Source organism: Streptomyces sp. NPDC048002, from assembly GCF_040653275.1.
GTDB lineage: Bacteria > Actinomycetota > Actinomycetes > Streptomycetales > Streptomycetaceae > Streptomyces.
On sequence record NZ_JBEZNL010000026.1, the window covers coordinates 1 to 15,648 of the forward strand.

At 73.0% G+C, this 15,648-nt stretch carries 21 protein-coding genes and 1 pseudogene; 9 read left to right on the forward strand and 13 right to left on the reverse strand.

Annotated features, from left to right (window positions below; translation table 11 throughout):
* The 3 genes from AB0E07_RS27000 to AB0E07_RS27010 form a co-directional block, all read right to left on the reverse strand.
* On the reverse strand, positions 1 to 495 hold a 495-nt coding region (locus AB0E07_RS27000), incomplete at its 3' end, for an ATP-binding cassette domain-containing protein (protein WP_362257364.1).
* A gap of 31 nt (positions 496 to 526) precedes the next feature.
* Positions 527 to 1,633, reverse strand: a complete 1,107-nt coding sequence (locus tag AB0E07_RS27005) for an aliphatic sulfonate ABC transporter substrate-binding protein (RefSeq protein WP_362257367.1) — start codon at positions 1,631 to 1,633, stop codon at positions 527 to 529.
* A 132-nt stretch (positions 1,634 to 1,765) separates the two neighbouring features.
* Positions 1,766 to 1,867, reverse strand: coding sequence for a putative leader peptide (locus tag AB0E07_RS27010; RefSeq protein ID WP_362257370.1), 102 nt, complete (start codon positions 1,865 to 1,867; stop codon positions 1,766 to 1,768).
* 223 nt (positions 1,868 to 2,090) lie between these two features.
* Between AB0E07_RS27010 and AB0E07_RS27015 the strand changes: the two are divergent.
* Positions 2,091 to 2,864 (forward strand): annotated as a pseudogene (locus AB0E07_RS27015) (pirin family protein); the annotation flags it as partial.
* 100 nt (positions 2,865 to 2,964) lie between these two features.
* Positions 2,965 to 3,414 (forward strand): tetratricopeptide repeat protein, encoded by a 450-nt coding sequence (locus AB0E07_RS27020; RefSeq protein WP_362257373.1) that lies wholly within the window; start codon positions 2,965 to 2,967, stop codon positions 3,412 to 3,414.
* Positions 3,415 to 3,457: 43 nt separating this feature from the next.
* Here AB0E07_RS27020 and AB0E07_RS27025 read toward each other — a convergent pair whose 3' ends face one another.
* Positions 3,458 to 4,129: a DUF2278 family protein gene (locus AB0E07_RS27025; protein WP_362257375.1), complete on the reverse strand. Its 672-nt coding sequence runs from the start codon at positions 4,127 to 4,129 to the stop codon at positions 3,458 to 3,460.
* 152 nt (positions 4,130 to 4,281) lie between these two features.
* Between AB0E07_RS27025 and AB0E07_RS27030 the strand changes: the two genes are divergently transcribed.
* Complete coding sequence (locus tag AB0E07_RS27030; protein ID WP_362257378.1) at positions 4,282 to 4,740, forward strand: DUF6174 domain-containing protein; 459 nt, start codon at positions 4,282 to 4,284, stop codon at positions 4,738 to 4,740.
* Positions 4,741 to 4,751: 11 nt separating this feature from the next.
* On the opposite strand, the gene AB0E07_RS27035 is transcribed toward AB0E07_RS27030, so the two are convergent.
* Positions 4,752 to 5,237, reverse strand: a complete 486-nt coding sequence (locus AB0E07_RS27035; RefSeq protein ID WP_362257381.1) for a hypothetical protein — start codon at positions 5,235 to 5,237, stop codon at positions 4,752 to 4,754.
* Positions 5,238 to 5,372: 135 nt separating this feature from the next.
* Here AB0E07_RS27035 and AB0E07_RS27040 point away from each other — a divergent pair, with 135 nt between their 5' ends.
* Positions 5,373 to 5,924: a YciI family protein gene (locus AB0E07_RS27040; protein WP_362257384.1), complete on the forward strand. Its 552-nt coding sequence runs from the start codon at positions 5,373 to 5,375 to the stop codon at positions 5,922 to 5,924.
* Between the two features lie 22 nt (positions 5,925 to 5,946).
* Here AB0E07_RS27040 and AB0E07_RS27045 read toward each other — a convergent pair whose 3' ends face one another.
* On the reverse strand, positions 5,947 to 6,219 hold the full coding sequence (locus AB0E07_RS27045) for a hypothetical protein (protein ID WP_362257387.1): 273 nt from the start codon (positions 6,217 to 6,219) through the stop codon (positions 5,947 to 5,949).
* Between the two features lie 105 nt (positions 6,220 to 6,324).
* Here AB0E07_RS27045 and AB0E07_RS27050 point away from each other — a divergent pair, with 105 nt between their 5' ends.
* Positions 6,325 to 7,230: a phosphorothioated DNA-binding restriction endonuclease gene (locus AB0E07_RS27050; RefSeq protein WP_362257390.1), complete on the forward strand. Its 906-nt coding sequence runs from the start codon at positions 6,325 to 6,327 to the stop codon at positions 7,228 to 7,230.
* Positions 7,231 to 7,253: 23 nt separating this feature from the next.
* Here AB0E07_RS27050 and AB0E07_RS27055 read toward each other — a convergent pair whose 3' ends face one another.
* Positions 7,254 to 7,823 (reverse strand): GNAT family N-acetyltransferase, encoded by a 570-nt coding sequence (locus AB0E07_RS27055; protein WP_362257393.1) that lies wholly within the window; start codon positions 7,821 to 7,823, stop codon positions 7,254 to 7,256.
* 144 nt (positions 7,824 to 7,967) lie between these two features.
* Between AB0E07_RS27055 and AB0E07_RS27060 the strand changes: the two genes are divergently transcribed.
* Both AB0E07_RS27060 and AB0E07_RS27065 read left to right on the forward strand, forming a co-directional pair.
* Positions 7,968 to 8,624: a hypothetical protein gene (locus tag AB0E07_RS27060; RefSeq protein ID WP_362257396.1), complete on the forward strand. Its 657-nt coding sequence runs from the start codon at positions 7,968 to 7,970 to the stop codon at positions 8,622 to 8,624.
* Between the two features lie 37 nt (positions 8,625 to 8,661).
* Complete coding sequence (locus tag AB0E07_RS27065) at positions 8,662 to 9,060, forward strand: RidA family protein (protein ID WP_362257399.1); 399 nt, start codon at positions 8,662 to 8,664, stop codon at positions 9,058 to 9,060.
* Positions 9,061 to 9,306: 246 nt separating this feature from the next.
* Here the strand turns inward: AB0E07_RS27065 and AB0E07_RS27070 are convergent, their stop codons facing one another.
* The 5 genes from AB0E07_RS27070 to AB0E07_RS27090 form a co-directional block, all read right to left on the reverse strand.
* Complete coding sequence (locus tag AB0E07_RS27070; RefSeq protein WP_362257402.1) at positions 9,307 to 9,576, reverse strand: hypothetical protein; 270 nt, start codon at positions 9,574 to 9,576, stop codon at positions 9,307 to 9,309.
* Positions 9,577 to 9,609: 33 nt separating this feature from the next.
* Positions 9,610 to 9,891 carry a hypothetical protein gene (locus AB0E07_RS27075; RefSeq protein ID WP_362257404.1) on the reverse strand — a complete coding sequence of 94 codons (282 nt, stop codon included), beginning with the start codon at positions 9,889 to 9,891 and terminating at the stop codon, positions 9,610 to 9,612.
* Between the two features lie 76 nt (positions 9,892 to 9,967).
* Entirely contained in the window at positions 9,968 to 10,591 is a 624-nt protein-coding gene (locus AB0E07_RS27080) for a class F sortase (protein ID WP_362257407.1), read from the reverse strand.
* The gene (locus tag AB0E07_RS27085) at positions 10,584 to 11,417 is read right to left on the reverse strand and encodes a DUF4397 domain-containing protein (RefSeq protein WP_362257660.1); all 834 of its coding nucleotides are present in this window, start codon (positions 11,415 to 11,417) and stop codon (positions 10,584 to 10,586) included. The genes AB0E07_RS27080 and AB0E07_RS27085 overlap by 8 nt, the downstream gene beginning before the upstream one ends.
* A 149-nt stretch (positions 11,418 to 11,566) precedes the next feature.
* Complete coding sequence (locus AB0E07_RS27090; RefSeq protein ID WP_362257410.1) at positions 11,567 to 12,187, reverse strand: sigma-70 family RNA polymerase sigma factor; 621 nt, start codon at positions 12,185 to 12,187, stop codon at positions 11,567 to 11,569.
* A gap of 138 nt (positions 12,188 to 12,325) precedes the next feature.
* Here AB0E07_RS27090 and AB0E07_RS27095 point away from each other — a divergent pair, with 138 nt between their 5' ends.
* Both AB0E07_RS27095 and AB0E07_RS27100 read left to right on the forward strand, forming a co-directional pair.
* Positions 12,326 to 13,303, forward strand: a complete 978-nt coding sequence (locus AB0E07_RS27095) for a MerR family transcriptional regulator (RefSeq protein WP_362257413.1) — start codon at positions 12,326 to 12,328, stop codon at positions 13,301 to 13,303.
* Between the two features lie 85 nt (positions 13,304 to 13,388).
* Positions 13,389 to 14,099 carry an SDR family oxidoreductase gene (locus tag AB0E07_RS27100; RefSeq protein ID WP_362257416.1) on the forward strand — a complete coding sequence of 237 codons (711 nt, stop codon included), beginning with the start codon at positions 13,389 to 13,391 and terminating at the stop codon, positions 14,097 to 14,099.
* 40 nt (positions 14,100 to 14,139) lie between these two features.
* Here the strand turns inward: AB0E07_RS27100 and AB0E07_RS27105 are convergent, their stop codons facing one another.
* Positions 14,140 to 15,639, reverse strand: coding sequence for a cryptochrome/photolyase family protein (locus AB0E07_RS27105; RefSeq protein WP_362257419.1), 1,500 nt, complete (start codon positions 15,637 to 15,639; stop codon positions 14,140 to 14,142).
* Positions 15,640 to 15,648: the final 9 nt, after the last annotated feature.

The following is a 15,648-nucleotide window of genomic DNA, read 5'->3' on the forward strand; positions in this document are numbered from 1 at the left end:
CATCAGCAGCAGCCGGCTGTCCTGGGCCAGCGCGCGGGCCAGGGCGACCCGCTGGCGCATCCCGCCCGACAGCTCGTGCACCCGCTTGCCGTACGAGCCCTTCAACCGGACCAGTTCCAGCAGGCGTTCGGCTTCCGGGCGCCGCTCGGTCTTGGGAACGCCCCTGAGTTTGAGGGCGAGTTCGATGTTCTTGCCCGCGGTCAGCCACGGGAACAGCGCGTGCTCCTGGAACATCAGCGCCGGGCGTCCGTCGGTGCTGATGGTGCCCGCGCTGGGCTGGTCCAGACCGGCGACCAGGTTGAGCAGTGTGGACTTTCCGCAGCCGGAGGCTCCCAGGAGGGTGACGAACTCGCCGGGGGCGACGTCGAGGGAGATGTCGTCGAGGACGAGCTGCTGTCCGGCGGGGCCGGCGAAGGACTTCGAGACGTGCTCGATACGCGCGGCGAACGTCGTCGCCGTCCCGTCCTCGGCAGCCTTGGCGATCGTGGTGGCCATGGTCGTCACCTCCTGGGAACTCAACGGTTTGCTACTTGGCGCCGAGACCGGCGTCGTCGACCTCGTCCTTGCCCTCGGCCTTGAGGACCTTGTTCAGCGGGGCGAGGTCGTAGATGCCGTTCAGGTCGGGCTCCTCCAGCAGACCGGCCTTCACCGCGTGCGCCGCCTCGGTGTCGAGGGTCGCGGCCAGCGGGTCGTCGAGGAAGGTGATCGACTCCCAGGCCGGGGCGATGACCTCGGCGGGCAGCGCCTTGCCGGACAGCTTCTCCAGGGCCTTGTTGGCGGACGCCCTGGCCTCGTCCGGGTTGGCGTTGATCCACTCGTTGGTCTTCACCGAGCCGCGCAGCACGGCCTCGACGACGTCCGGGTGCTCCTTGAGGAACGACTGGGACACGATGATGTTCGTGATCACGAACTTCTTGTCGGGCCACAGGTCACGCTCGTCCAGCAGCACCTTCGCGCCCTCGGCGACCAGCTTGGAGGCGGTCGGCTCCGGCACCCAGGCGCCGTCGATCGAACCGGCCTTGTAGGCGTCCGGGGTGATCTTGTTGTCGGTGCGGATCACGGAGACGTCGCCCTTGCCGCTCTCGGCGTCGACCTTCCAGCCCTGCTCCGCCGCCCAGTTGAGGAAGGCCACGTCCTGGGTGTTGCCCAGCTGGGGAGTGGCGATCTTCTTGCCCTTGACGTCCTTCAGGGACTTGATCTTCTCCGGGTTCACCACCAGCTTCACGCCGCCCGAGGCGGAGCCGGAGATGATCCTCAGGTTCTCGCCGTTGGCCTTGGTGTAGCCGTTGATGGAGGGGGAGGGGCCGATCCAGCCGATGTCGATGGAACCGGAGTTGAGTGCCTCGATCTCGGAGGGACCGGCGTTGAACGTGGAGGACTTGATCGTGGTGCCGCCGAGCTCCTTCTGCAGGAGGCCCTCCTGCACGCCCACCAGGGCCGTGGCGTGCGTGAGGTTCGGGAAGTAGCCGATCCGGACCTCGTCGGTGGAGAGCTTCTCGGCGTCCGCGGCGACCTTGGCCGGCTGGTCGTCGTCGTTGGAGTCGGAACCGTAGCCGCAAGCGGTGAGCAGGAGCGGGAGGGCCGCTATGGCGGCGAGGGCGCGCAGGGTCTTGAGCGGTCTTGCGGCAGACACGGAGGTGTCCTCTCAGGGTTCGGTGGATCGTGAGTGCGCGAGCGGGCGCCCGCGCCTCCGGACATGGCCGTGGGGAGGTGCGGGGTGCCGCTGCGTGATGCGAAGAAGGGACCGGCAGGCGGGCGAAGTGCCTCAGACGGGGCGACAGATGGCGCTCGACGTGCGACGGAAGTCGATGTGGCGACGGGACGTCAGAAGGAGCGGGGACCGCTGCCCGCGGACGATCGATCTCATGGCCACCCCCACCGATTCCTAGTTTTCCTACCTGGTTGCTAGGGATCGTGGCAGAAGGTGACGCCGACCCCAAGGGCCCTTTCATATGATGGACGAACTGATCTCACATGTCGGGATCAGGTGGCTGCGGGCGGCCCTTGTGGCTGGTGGGGCGGCCAGTACGGCTCCACCGTCACGCGCGGCGGCGCACGGAAGGACAGCGGGCCGAGGAGCGGATCGTCGGGCCCAGACGCGGGGCATGCGGGTGCCGCCGCATCCGCACACCGGGCTCCAGACGGTGAGCTGGCTCTTCAGCGGTGAGATCGAGCACCGCGACAGCCTGGGCACCCACGCCTTCGTACGGCCCGGCGAGATGAACCTCATGACGGGCGGGCACGGCATCGCCCACTCCGAGGTCTCGACCCCGGACACCACCGTCCTGCACGGCGTCCAGCTGTGGGTCGCCCTGCCCGAGGAGCACCGCGCCACCGCACGCGACTTCCAGCACCACGTGCCCGAACCGCTCCGGACCGACGGCGCCGAGATCCGGGTCTTCCTCGGCTCCCTCGCCTCGGTCACCTCGCCGGTGCGGACCTTCACCCCGCTGCTCGGCGCCGAGATCGTCCTCGCGCCGCGCGCCTCCCTCACCCTCCCCGTCGACCCGGACTTCGAGCACGGGCTCCTCGTGGACAGCGGCGACGTAGGCCTGTCCGGCACCACGCTGCGCCCGGCCGAGCTGGGCTACGTCGGGCCCGGGTCGGCCGTGCTCACCCTGGCGAACGAGTCGGACGCCCCGGCCCGGACGGTTCTGCTGGGCGGGGTCCCGTTCCGGGAGGAGATCGTCATGTGGTGGAACTTCGTCGGCCGCGGCCACGACGACATCGCGCGGGCCCGCGCGGAATGGGAGGCGGCCTCCGACCGCTTCGGCGAGGTCGACGGCTTCGCCGACGAGCGCATCCCGGCCCCCGCCCTGCCGAACGCCGTCATCCGGCCGCGCCGCAACCCTCCGCCGCGCTGACCGGCACCGCCCCGGAATAGAGCGGATCAAGGCCGCGTTGGCGCGTACGGTTGATGATTCAACCTCCAAGGACTCAGGATCCGACGCCGAGGGGTGAGGAATGACGACGAACGGCTTCGACGGCCACTTCGCCAACGAGTACCCGGCGCACGACGGAGTGGCGCCCGACCGCTGGGCCAGCGCGCTGCACCTGTTCGACAACGGTGCCGGGGTGGCGCACGAGGAGACCGCCCTGGAGCGCTGGGAGCGGGCCGGGCTCCTCTTCGACGCCAAGGACTACATCGGCGCCGCCCGCCTCCTCGCCGACGTCGTCGAGGAGGCCCCGGAGCAGACCGGCCCCCGGCTGCTGCTGGCGCGCGCCTACTACCACTCCGCGCAACTGCGCCGTGCCGAGGAGCAGCTGCGCCTGATCATCGACCGGGACCCGGTGGAGCACTACGCCCACCTGATGCTCGGCCGCACCCTGGAGCGCCAGGGCCGCCGTGACGAGGCGGCCCCCTGGCTGCGGATGGCCGCCGCGTTCTCCGGGGAACTGCCCGGCGAGCGCTGAGCGGGCAGGGTTGGGCGCGCGCCCGTACGAAGCGAGCGCGCGCTCAGCCGACCGGGTGGCCCGCGCCGTCCGTTTGTCCTGCCTGGCTGGAGAACTTGTTGAGGAACACGTTGTACCGGCCGTCGGGACGGAGCGTCAGCGTCGCCCCGTCCTGCCAGGTGCCGTTCTCCTCCCACCACTGGGAGCCGGCCGGGTCACCCTGGTTCTGGTGCACGTTGTGCATCCCGAGGTCGCCCTCGGGATCCTCGTCGAAGGGCTCCCCGAAGACGAGCACATGCTGCCCGTCCACCAGGATCGCCTCCAGCGCGGCGGCCGCGTCGACATTGGACCCCGCCTGCCAGGGCCGCGACCCGAACAGGTCCAGGAGGTCGGTCAGCCAGGCCGGTGGGCGGCGCTGGAACAGGACCCCGGAGCGGTCGACCAGGGCCGGATGCCGCAGGTAGTCCAGCGCTCCGGAGTCCGGCCCGGACACCAGGTCGTGGTAGCCCTGGACCAGGGCCGGGACCGGCCCGAGATCGACCGCGTCCAGGGCGAGCGTCTTCCACTGCACGCCCACATTCGACTTGTGGCTGTCGACGTCGATCGCGCAGTGGTAGCGCCCGGCGGGGGCGTCGACCTCCAGGTTGACGTGGAACCAGCGGCCCTGGCTGTCCGGCCGGTCCCGGAAGTGACGGTAGAGGGTTCCGGAGAGCACGCCGTAGCGTTCGAAAGGCATGCGGCCAGTGAAGCACCGGCCCGCCCGCCGCTCCCGCTCCGCCGGGCCGGACGGCCTCCAGGTCGCCCGATCGGCCAGGGCCTCCCCTTCGGACCGAACGTTCCGGCGCCGACCGGCGTCGAAGCGGTGACCGTGTCGAAGGGACTCCCACGATGACTGCCGTACCCCCGCGCGCCCGTGCCGCCGCCCTCCTCGCCAGTGCGCTTCTGATGACGACGGCGGGGTGCGACGACGACGGCGACGCCCCGTCGGCGACGATCGACAGGGCGTGGCAGGAGCCCGCCGCCTACACCTACACCCTGGAGTCGAGCGGGGGCGAACGCTCGCTGATCGGCACGTTCCGGGTGACGGTCCGCGACGGCGTGGTGGCCGAGGCGGAGGGCCTGGACGACAGCGCGCGCCGCCTGGTCGACCGCTCGCCCGACCAGGTCCCCACGATCGGCGACCTGCTGGACGAAGTGGAGCGGGCCAGGGAGGAGAACGCGGACCAGGCGGAGGTCGCCCACGCGGCCGACGGCCACCCCGAGCGCATCACCCTGGACTGGATGGAGAACGCGATCGACGACGAGGCGCTGTACGTCATCAGTGACTACACACCGGGCGCCGGGTGAGGCGCGGCCGGTCAACGCGCCGTCGGAGCGGGGCCGATGCCCCGCAGCTCCCGGACCGTCCCGCCCAACTTCTCCCGCAGCGGCCCCAGTTGCTCCCGCTCTGCACCGACCACCCAACGCGTGCCGACCAGATACGTCCCCCCGTAGACACTCGCCGAGTCCAGCCAGGTCTCCTTGAGGCGCTCCTCGGGGAACGTGGTGATCAGGAAGTCGGCCTCTTCGGTACGGCACACCCCCTGCCGCAACTCGTCGGCGTCGATGCGGATCTCGGCCTCGCAGCCGGTCAGGCCGGCGATCACCTCGACCTTCGCGGGGGCGACGACTCCGGCGGCCGGTGCGGCGGACACCTTCGACGCCTTCGGGGCGTCGGCCCGGTCGTCCGCGCCGTCGCCCCCGCAACCGGCGACGAGCGGTACGAGAGCCAGGAGCCCGACGGCCACCGCGTGCCGCGTCGACACCTCGTGGCCGGCGGATCTCCTCCGTCGCTGCTCGGGCATGCCACTCCACCCTGTCGTACTGCTCACTGTCGGCGGGGAGTACGGATACGGATCCGATGCCGTTCAGCGGCCGGGGAAACCCGTACCGTGAAAGTCGGTTGAGCTGCCGTCCGTCGTGCAGCAGGCTCTGCGGGCATGGAGTACTTCTGCTACCACCGCGACCGGCCCGGCTCCATGAGCCTGCGCGAGGCACTCCTGGAGGTCCACTGGTCCTACATGGACCGGTACGCGGAGCGGATGATCGCCCGCGGTCCGACCTTCGCCGACGACGGCGAGACCGCGAGCGGCAGCGTGCACATCCTCGACCTGCCCGATCCCGCCGCGGCCCGCGCGTTCGCCTTCGACGAGCCCAACCACCGGGCGGGCGTCTACCGGGACGTGCTGCTGCGGCGGTGGCGCAACCTGCTCGGACGCACCATGTGGGAGTTCCCCGGTGGCAGGACCGGCGGCAACCGCTACCTGGTCATCGGTCTCGGCGAGGGTCCCGCCGCCGACCTGACCCCGCCGGCCGAGCACACCGAACTCATCGCGTACGGGCCCCTGTTGTCCGACGACGGGGCCGCCTGGCTCGGCACCGCGGCACTGCTGCGCGCCCCCGACCCCGAAACGGCGCGGGCCGTGCTCACGGAGGACCGCTATGCCGCGATCGAGGTCCACGACTGGCAGTTCGGGGGCCGCGAGGAGTAGCCGTACGCGCGGCCCCGTCCCGTCACTCCGGATTCCGTACGACGTCCGCGACCCGGGCCTCCACGTCGCCGCGCGCCGCTCCCTGCTCCTTGGCGTACTCCGCGACGGAGGTATGCGCCTCCCGGGCCAGGTCGCGCCAGGCCCGCCAGGCCGTGTCGTACGTCTGCGTCTGCGTCTGCGACCAGCCGCCGACCTCGGCCGGGGGGCCGTACTGGGCACGCAGCTCCTCGACCCGGCGGTGCGCCAGGTCCGCGGCGCGCTGCTTCTCGATCAGTTCCTCGAAGGTATGGGGCACCCCACGAGCGTAAGAAGTCCGGCCGTGGCGCGCACGGCGAGGGCGCGGCGGCAGCCGGCTCACCGGAGTCGGAAGGCGCCGGGCGGAGCGCTACGATCACCGCCCATGGACTGGCTCGAACGCACCCGGAAGCTCAGGCAGTGGGCGAGGAACGGCACCCGGGCCCCGCACAAACCGCTGCTGCTCCTGTACGCGCTCGGCCGCTACCAGGAGGACGCCGCGGGCGATCTGCGGTACAGCGCGGTGGAGGCGGACCTCCAACGCCTGCTCACCGAGTACGGGCCGCCTCATCGGACGAGTCCCGCCTACCCGTTCCACCATCTGGTCAGCGACGGGGTGTGGGAGGTGCGCACGGACCGGGGGCCCGGCAGCCCCGGCACCGGTCTGCGCGAGTTGCGGGACTCCGGTGCCGCCGGGCGCCTCGCCCCCGACCTGAGAGCGGCCCTCGACCGTGACCCCGGCCTGCTCGGCCGGATGGCACGCGTTCTGCTCGACCAGCACTTCCCGCCCTCGCTGCACGGCGAGTTGTGCGAAGCGGTGGGTCTCGATCCCGACCCGGAGCCCCTCGCCACCGCACCCCCGTCGTCGGCCGCGCGACGACAACGCGACCGCCGCATGCGCGAGTCGGTGCTGACGGCCTACGAGTACCGGTGCGCCTTCTGCGGCTACGACGGCCGCTTCGGGGCGGTCCCGGTCGGACTTGAGGCCGCGCACGTGCGCTGGTGGGCGTTCGGCGGACCCGACGAGGTCGACAACGGACTGTGCCTGTGCTCCCTGCACCACAAGCTGTTCGACAAGGGCGTCCTGGGTGTCGGCGACGGCCGGCGCATCCTGGTGTCGCAGCGCTTCGTCGGCCACAGCGCGGCAGCCCGGGAGCAGGTCACGGCACTCGCCGGCCGCCCCCTGCTGGGCCCGCAGCCCGGCACCCGCCCCGTCGCGGACAGCCACCGGGACTGGCACACGGCCCAGGTCTTCCAGGGCAGCCCGCGCCCCGCCGCCCGCGCTGAGTGACGGAGAGGCCCGCTCGTTCCTCGTCAGGCCCCGGGAACGGCGCACCGGGGCCCCGGTGCCACGGCCGCCCGGATCCGGTACAGCACGCTCGGCCGCAACGGCCCCTCGGGCACCTCCGGATCGTCGAAGTCGTCGGCGGGATCGCGGGTCATCCCGATACGCCGCATGACGGCCCGCGAACGGAGGTTGGCGGCCGCGGTCACCGCGAGGACCTCGGTCAGGCCGAGGTGGCCGAGCCCGAAGGAGACCACGGCTCGGCCCGCCTCACTGGCGTACCCGTGCCCCCACGCCGACCGGGCCAGCCGCCAGCCGGCCTCCACGCCCGTGAACGGCATGCCCTCGTCCACGGGATCCAGCCCGGCGAAGCCGATGAACTCGCCGCTGTCCCGCACCTCCAGCGCCCACCACCCCCACCCCCGTCGCTCCAGGTCGGCCTCGGAGCGGGCGGCCGAGGCGTCGCTCCGCTCACGGGTGAGCAGCTCCGGGAAGTACCGGCGGACCTCGGGGTCGGCGTTGAGCGCGGCCCACGGCGCCAGATCGGACGCGCGCCACCGACGCAGCAACAGCCGGTCGGTTCGCAACTCGGCCGTCACCGGCACGCTCCCGGGCAGTACGGGCGGACGAAGGACTCCATGGTCGCGAGCATGCCGTACGTGCCTCGGTCGGCGACAACGGATTGTGGGCGGTGATCGAAAAGGGGTCGCGCGCCCGCCCACCCCGACGGATACCGTCCTGCCATGGTTCCTTCAGCCGAAACCGCGCCCACCCGGTCCCCCGTCACCGCGGACGACGTCGACCTCGCCGTACGGCTCGCCGTCGCCGCGCTTCGTGAGGCGCCGCCGGACGCCTGGGAGGCCAAGGCCGGTTCGCTGGAGTGGGACTGCTGGGAGACCGTCGAGCACCTCAGCGACGACCTGTTCGCCTACGCCGCCCAACTGGGCCCCGGAACGCCCCCCTTGGACGGCGAGGTGCCCTTCGTCTGGGAGAGCAGGCGGCCCGGAGGACCGGCCAACGCCGTCCACGCCGACCGCCAGGCGGGCGCGGCCGGACTGCTCCAGGTCCTGGAGGCGTGCGGCGCGCTGCTGGTCGCCATGGTGCGCACGACGCCGCCGCGGACCAGCGCGCACCATGTCTTCGGCGCCTCCGACCCCGAGGGCTTCGCCGCGATGGGGATCGTGGAGACGCTGGTGCACACGCACGACCTGGCGGAGGGACTCGGACTGACCTGGAGCCCGCCCGCCGGTCTCTGCTCACGGGTGCTCGCCCGGCTGTTCCCCGAAGCGCCCGCTTCCACGGACCCCTGGCCCACCCTCCTGTGGGCCACCGGACGCGCCGAACTCGCCGGGCACGGCCGCCTCACGACATGGCGCTGGGACGGCACGCCCCGGCCCTAGTTGGACGTATCTCCGCTGCTCACCTAGCGTTCGGCGCATGACAGAGCGACGCGCGATCCTCAGCGGTTCCCCCTTCGAGGAGCAGATCGGCTACGCCCGTGCGGTGGTGGACGGCGACTGGGTGCACGTGTCCGGGACCACCGGGTTCGACTACACCACGATGACCATCTCCGACGACGTGGCGGAACAGGCCGAGCAGTGCCTGCGCAACATCGGGGCCGCGCTGACCGAGGCGGGGTGCACCTTCGCCGACGTGGTCCGGGTCCGCTATCTCCTGCCCGAACGCGCGGACTTCGAGCCGTGCTGGCCGGTCCTGCGACGCCGCTTCGGCGACGTCCGCCCGGCCGCCACGATGCTCGTCTGCGGTCTGGCCGACCCCCGTATGAAGATCGAGATCGAGGTGTACGCACGACGACCGGCCGTCGATCAGGGCTAGTTGTGCGCGCGGCCCGTCCGATGCTGTACAGTGGATCTTGAGCCGCTCGCCGGAAACGACGAGCCTCGACCATGCGTTGGTGGTCCAAGGAAAGACGCCCCGCTTCCTGCGGGGAAATGCAGGTGCAAGGCCTGCCCGGCGCTCAAGAACAAGGCCCGCCCCCGACTCGGGGGCGGGCCTTGTGCGTTGCTCAAGCCTGGCGATGCAGGGGGCGGCCGTCTCAGCACACGGACGTTGGCGTGCCCGTCAGTTGTCGTCGCGGTCGGGCAGGGGGGAGTAGGCGGTCGCCCCTGGCGTTCTGCCCTCGGGCGGGTAGTCGCAGTCGATGCTGGAGATCTCGTAGTCGTCGCCCTCGCTCTGCTCCTGGTCGACGACCACAGCGGCCGTGCAGACCCGGCCGTGCTCGTCGGTGAACGTGACGATCTCGCTGTAGTCCGTGGGCGGACTGCATCCCGCCAGCAGCAGGACCGCCGCTCCCGCGGCCACCACCGTGCCGAGCCCCCACAGCCGTCTCATCCCGTGCCCCTCCCTGTCAGCTCGCGGCCCCCGTCAGTCGGGGCCGGGCGGGCCCACTTCGCCCGCCGGTCGGTGGGACGCCTCCTCGGCATCGGACAGTTCCTGCCGGATGCGTTCCCAGATCCGGTCGGGGGGCACGGTCGGCAGGTCCGACACCGACACGGCGGAGGCGGTCGTCACCACCCGCGTGATCCGGGCGAGTTCCTGCCGGCACGCCACGCACCGCGCGATGTGCCGCAGGGCGGCGTCGTGCTCGGCCGATGCCTCACCGCCCAGCGCCAGCTCCGCGAGCCGCGCGTGCTCGACGTGGGTCACCGTCCCCTCCGATCTCCTGTCAGGCAGGTCCCCTCTCCGGGCCCCGCGTGCCTCGCTCCCCAGTACGGGCGGCTCCTCAGCGCTCGACCGGCCGCGCCGTGACGAGGAGCTTCGACAGGCAGCCGCCCCGGTCGGGGACCAGGGGAGGGCCGCAGGCGGCAAGGGTGAGGACGGGGGCGCCGGTCGGGCTGAACACGGCAGGCGAGAGCCGCGCCTCGGGCACGGTGGTACGCGAGACGACCCGGTGGACGACGGGGTCCGCTCCCGCGCGCCGAACCTCGACGCGATCGCCGGGCCGTACGTCGGACAGGGCCGCGAACCCGCCCGGGGCGCCGGTCGCGGTGGCCGCGTGCCCGACCAGCACGGCCGAGCCCGACGGGCTGCCCGGGGCCGGGCCGAAGCGGTACCACCCGGCCGTCCCGGAGTCGTCGGGCACGGCGAGGGCTCCTTCCCCGGTGACGCCCACCGGGGAGACCCGGGCGTCCAGGCCGACCGCGTCGACCAGGATCCGTACGGGAGGAGGCGCCGACGGTGCCGCGGCGGCACCCCGGTCCGGGGCGCCGGCGGGCCGCGCGGCCCGCCCGGACGACGGAGGTGCCGCGAGCAGGGCCACCGCCGTCGCGGCCAGGGCCACGGTCACTCCCACGGCAGCGGCGGCCGCGAGGGTCGGACCCTCGCCGCGCGTTGGCGTGTCAGGCACGGCGGTCCGACAGTCGGCGCGCCACCAGGAACGTCAGCGTCACCGCACCGGCCGTGCCGGCCCAGGCGAGCCACTCGACGGGTGAGTTGGTGCCCAGGGCGGCTGGACCGCCACCCGCGTGGAGCGCCTTCGGGGAGGCGTCCGTGCCGCTGAACGTCTGCGTCTTCAGGGCCAGGTTGTCGTCCTCGGCGCTGCCCCAGGCGTAGACGACGTTGCTGGTGCCGTCCTTGAGGTTCAGATCGGCCGGTCCGATCGCCACGGTGTCGGTGCCGGCGAGCACGACGTCGGCGGAAACGGTGCCGGCGGCGACCTCGGTGGTGTCCTCCTTGGGGTTCTCCAGATCCTTGAACACCGCCTGTCCGTCCGCCCGGACGTCCACGGCGGGCGCGGCCGCCACATGGCGCACGGTCAGCCGGGACTTCCCGGCGTCGACCTTCGCCACGTCGTTGACGAACGCGGTCAGCTCGGGTGTGCCGTCGGCGGAGAGGTGGGCCGCCACGGTCGCGTTGGCGCCCGCGGGTACCTCGATCCGCTTCTCGACGGCGGGGGTGCCGTCGGGGCCCTCGCCGGCCTTGAAGACCTGGATGTCGTAGGTCCCCGCGTCGAGGGCCTGCGGTTCGGTGACCGAGCCCGGCTTGAAGTCGGTGAGCAGCTCGTCGCCGTTGGCGTAGACGTCCACGGTCAGGCCGGGCACGCCGTGGAAGACGGAGACCATGGCCTCGTCGTCCTCGGCGGCGGGGACCGCCAGTGCGGGCGCGGCCGTGCCGAGCGCCAGCGCGCAGGCGCCGGCCGTGGCCGCGAGGGTCAGGGTGGGCCGGGGGATCATGGTGATCATCCCTTCGAGGAGACCGCCCGCCGGACGCGGGGGTCATTCGTTCTTCCCGCGCGACGGCGCCGACGGATGCGCGACCGAGGCGCCGACGGTTGAGCCGACCGATGCGCGGACCGACGAGCCGACCGATGAGCCGGCCCGGGTCAGGCGGCCGCGGTGTCGACGCGGGACTGCTCCAGCGCGAGACGCAGCCGGTGCAGGCCGCGGCGGGCGTGGCTCTTGACGGTGCCCAGCGGCATGCCGGTCCGCTCCGCGATCTGGGTCTGGGTCAGGTCCTCGTAGAAGGCCAGGCCCAGCACCTCACGCTGCTGGCGCGGCAGCCGGGCGAGTTCGTCGAGCAGGACGATCCGGTCGAGGACGTCGTCGGGCGCGGAGACCTCGGGCCGCGGGCCGTCGGCCCGGTGGGCGGCGGCGTCGACCAGGTTCAGGCGCCGCGTCCGGGCGGCGAGCGCGTCAACGATCTTGCGGCGGGTGATGCCGACCAGCCAGGCCCCGAGCGGACCCCGCTCGGGGTGGAAACCGGCCCGGCCGCGCCAGGCGCCGATGAACACCTGCTGGGTGACGTCCTCCGCCTCGTGGGTGTCTCCCAGCGAGCGGGTGGCCATCGTGTGGACGAGCGCACCCCAGCGCCGGTAGATCGCCGCGAAGGCCTCCTCGTCGGCCGCGCGCAGGCCCCGGGCCAGTTCGTCCTCGTAGAGGGTCTCCGACAGCGGGGCGTTCACCTGCGGTCGCACCGGTGCGGTCGTAGTGGTGTGCGTGTTCATGGCCGGTTCCTCCTGCCATCGAAGTGCGGCGGGGACGGAAGGCCGTCCGGCGACGTCTGGGGTCCAGTCTTGGAAGCTGAAACGACGCAGACAACATGCGTCGGTTGTGCATCGCTTCACCGCCGTACACTGGGCGACATGGACACGTACCGGGTCGATGACCAGGACACGGACACGCAGGTCAGGCTCACGACGGGCGAGGTCGCCAGACGGCTCGGCGTGGCGCCGACCACCGTCCGCTCCTGGGACCGCCGCTACCGGCTCGGACCCGACGCGCACACCGGCGGCAAGCACCGCCGCTGGACGGCGGCCGACGTCGCCCGGCTGGAGCGCATGTGCGCCCTGACCGCGACCGGACTGGCCCCGGCCGAGGCCGCGCGGCTGGCCCTGATCGGAGAGCGGCCCGACCCCGCCCGGACCCGCCGCGAAACGGCTCCGCCGCGGCCCGTCCGGGACATCGGAGGTGGTCTGCAACTCGGGGACTCGCGCCAGGAGGCCAAGGGAGTCGCCCGCGCCGCCCTGCGCCTCGACGCGGTGGCGCTGGACGAACTGCTCGCGGCCGCGATCGAGGAACACGGGCTCATCGACGCCTGGACCGAGGTCGTCGTGCCCACGCTCCAGGCGGTCGGCCGCAAGTGGGAGCGGTCCGGCGAGCGGTACGTCGAGGTCGAGCACTTCCTGTCCTGGCACATCTCCGGGGTGCTGCGGCGGGTGGCGCCTCCCACGGTCGCCGACCGCCCGGGGGCGGTGACGCTGCTCGCCTGTGTACCGGGGGAGAACCACACCCTCCCGCTGGAGGTCCTCTCCGCCGCCCTCGCCCAACGCGGCATCCCGGTGCGGATGTTCGGCGGCGCCGTGCCCGTAGAGTCCCTGGTGGCCGCGGTGCGCAGGACCGGCCCGGCCGCGGTGGGCCTGTGGGCCCAGTCCCGCACCACGGCGAGCCGGCCGCTGGCCCAGCACGTCGCGGCCATGGAGTGGGGCGTGCGCGGTGCCCGCCGGAAACCGGTGGTGATGGCGCTCGGCCCCGGCTGGGCGGGCCAGACCGTGGCCGGACTGCGCCGCCCGACCGGCCTCGCCGAGGCCGTCGCCGCGGTGGAGGCACTGGTGCATCCGTGAGCGCGCGGTCCGCCGAAGGACCAGTGCGGGGCGGACACGGCGCCGGTGACCGCCGGTGGCGGAGGCGAGAGCGACGGAGCGGGGCGTGGACATCGACGGCGCGCGCGTGCTGGTGGCCGGAGCCACCGGCGAACTGGGCACGGCCCTGACCGACGAACTGATCCGGCGCGGAGCGCGCCCGGCCCTCGTCGGCCGCGGCCCGGACCGGCTGGCCGAGGCGGCCCGGCAGCGTCCCGGCGTTCCCACGGCGGTCTTCGACGCGTACGACCCGGAGTCCTGCGCGCGCACGGTGCACCGTGCCGCGGCCGAACTCGGGGGCCTCGACGCCGTCGTCACCGTGTTCGGGACCGTCGCCTTCGGCGCGGCGGACGAAACCGGCGACGAGGTGGCCGAGCACCTGATGGCGGTCAACTTCCTCGCGCCCGCCGCGTTCTTCCGCGCCGCGCTGGGCGTGCTGCCCCCGGGGTCGGTGATCGCCGCCGTCACCGGTGTGGTGGCCGAGCGGCCCCAGCCGGGGATGGCCGACTACAGCGCCTCCAAGGCGGCGCTCGGCGCCTGGCTGCACGCGGTGCGGCGGGAGGCGCGCGGGGCCGGGATCAGGGTCCTGGAGATCCGGCCCGGCCACCTGAACACCGGGTTCGCGCGGCGCGCCGTCGCCGGATCGCCACCGCCGCTGCCACCGGGAGGCGATCCGCTGCGGGTCATGGGGGCGGTCGTGGACGCGCTGGCCGACGACGCGGAACTGGTGCTGACCGCGCCGGACGGAACGCCCGTCGCCGAGCGGCGGGCGCGCTGAGCCCGCCGTCTCATGGCGGCCCGTCCCCGAGCCCGCCGTCTCATGGCGGCCCGTCCCCGAGCCTTCGCTCCTGTCGGCGGACCTCCGCCAGATCGCCGAGCCGGTCGAGCTGCCGCACCGCCTGGACCGTGCGGTGGTTGCGCGCGAGACGGCCTCGGTGCCGGTCGACGAAGGTCCAGTACCCCATCGTGTAAGGGCAGGCACGCTCACCGGTCCGGTCGCCGGGCCGGTGCGGACACGGACCGCACAGGTCGCTCATGCGGTTGAGGTAGGCGCCGCCGGTGGTGTACGGCTTCGTCGTCATCCGGCCGCCGTCGGCGTACTGGGACATGCCGATGACGTTGGGCACCATCACCCAGTCGTAGCCGTCGACGAAGTTGCGGTGGAACCAGTCCGTGACGGCGGCCGGGTCCCAGCCGCGCTGGAGGGCGTAGCTGCCCAGGACCAGCAGCCGCGGGATGTGGTGGGTCCAGCCGGTGTCCCGGACCTGGGCCAGGACGGTGCTCAGACAGCGGGCCCGGACGTCGTCCGCGTCGAGTTCGTCCCACCACGCGGGCAGCGGAGCGGTGTGGCCCAGTGCGTTGCTGTGCCGGTACTCCTCGCCGAAGTACCAGTACAGATGCCACACGTACTCGCGCCAGCCGGCGATCTGCCGGACGAAGCCCTCCACGCTGTTCAGCGGCGCCCGTCCGGCGCGCCACTCGGACTCCGCCCGTTCGACGCACTCGGAGGGGTCGAGCAGGCCGAGATTGAGCGCGGCGGAGAGCAGGCTGTGGCTCATGACGGGATCGGCGGCGAGCACCGCGTCCTCGTAGGGGCCGAACGTGCTCAGCCGGTGCTCCACGAAGCGCTTGAGCGCGGCCCTCGCCTCGGTCCGTGTCGCCGGGAAGAGGCGAGGTCCGTCCCGGCCGGTGAAGGAGACGTCGCCGTCCTTCTCCCAGCGGTCGAGGTCGTGGCGTACCTCCTCGTCGATCTCGTCCTCCTGCGGCCGGTAGGGGCGCGGGACGGGCAGGACGGGCGAGTCGCGGGGCGGGGGCCGCCGGTTGTCGTGGTCGAGGTTCCAGCGGCCGCCGGCCGGTTCGTCGCCGTCCATGAGCAGGTCGTGTCCGCGCCGCACCCAGCGGTAGAAGTCCTCCTGGCGCAGCCGCTGCCCGCCCCGCCCGTCCGCCCACGCGGCGAAGTCACCGACGGGCACCAGGAATCCGCGCGCGGCTCCGACGGTCACCCGGGGCAGGGAGCGCACCAGCCGCAGCGCGGCGTACGACGTGGGGTGATGGACCGTCAGCGCGTCCTTGCCCGCTCCACGGGCCAGACCCTCGCGGTAGGTGTCGGCGCGCACGTAGGTGACGCGGTCCCCGAGTTCCGCCGCCCGGTGCCGCATGGCGGAGAGCACGAGATGCGCCTTGGCGCGGTGGAAGCGGCGGCGCCGGAACACCGAGCGCGCCTCGATCATCAGCAGCGGCGTGTCGCGGGAGGGTCCGCCGTCGTCTGAGGGCCGCAGGAAGTGCGGCCCCAACTGGTCGCCGAAGAGCCAGTGCATGGCGTGGTC

Coding starts and splice junctions, on each gene's coding strand:
- AB0E07_RS27010 (WP_362257370.1), bottom strand. CDS start 1,867: ATGAGATCGATCGTCCGCGGGCAGCGGTCCCCGCTCCTTCTGACGTCC.
- AB0E07_RS27020 (WP_362257373.1), top strand. CDS start 2,965: ATGACGACGAACGGCTTCGACGGCCACTTCGCCAACGAGTACCCGGCG.
- AB0E07_RS27025 (WP_362257375.1), bottom strand. CDS start 4,129: ATGCCTTTCGAACGCTACGGCGTGCTCTCCGGAACCCTCTACCGTCAC.
- AB0E07_RS27030 (WP_362257378.1), top strand. CDS start 4,282: ATGACTGCCGTACCCCCGCGCGCCCGTGCCGCCGCCCTCCTCGCCAGT.
- AB0E07_RS27035 (WP_362257381.1), bottom strand. CDS start 5,237: ATGCCCGAGCAGCGACGGAGGAGATCCGCCGGCCACGAGGTGTCGACG.
- AB0E07_RS27040 (WP_362257384.1), top strand. CDS start 5,373: ATGGAGTACTTCTGCTACCACCGCGACCGGCCCGGCTCCATGAGCCTG.
- AB0E07_RS27050 (WP_362257390.1), top strand. CDS start 6,325: ATGGACTGGCTCGAACGCACCCGGAAGCTCAGGCAGTGGGCGAGGAAC.
- AB0E07_RS27060 (WP_362257396.1), top strand. CDS start 7,968: ATGGTTCCTTCAGCCGAAACCGCGCCCACCCGGTCCCCCGTCACCGCG.
- AB0E07_RS27065 (WP_362257399.1), top strand. CDS start 8,662: ATGACAGAGCGACGCGCGATCCTCAGCGGTTCCCCCTTCGAGGAGCAG.
- AB0E07_RS27070 (WP_362257402.1), bottom strand. CDS start 9,576: ATGAGACGGCTGTGGGGGCTCGGCACGGTGGTGGCCGCGGGAGCGGCG.
- AB0E07_RS27085 (WP_362257660.1), bottom strand. CDS start 11,417: ATGATCCCCCGGCCCACCCTGACCCTCGCGGCCACGGCCGGCGCCTGC.
- AB0E07_RS27090 (WP_362257410.1), bottom strand. CDS start 12,187: ATGAACACGCACACCACTACGACCGCACCGGTGCGACCGCAGGTGAAC.
- AB0E07_RS27095 (WP_362257413.1), top strand. CDS start 12,326: ATGGACACGTACCGGGTCGATGACCAGGACACGGACACGCAGGTCAGG.
- AB0E07_RS27105 (WP_362257419.1), bottom strand. CDS start 15,639: ATGCACTGGCTCTTCGGCGACCAGTTGGGGCCGCACTTCCTGCGGCCC.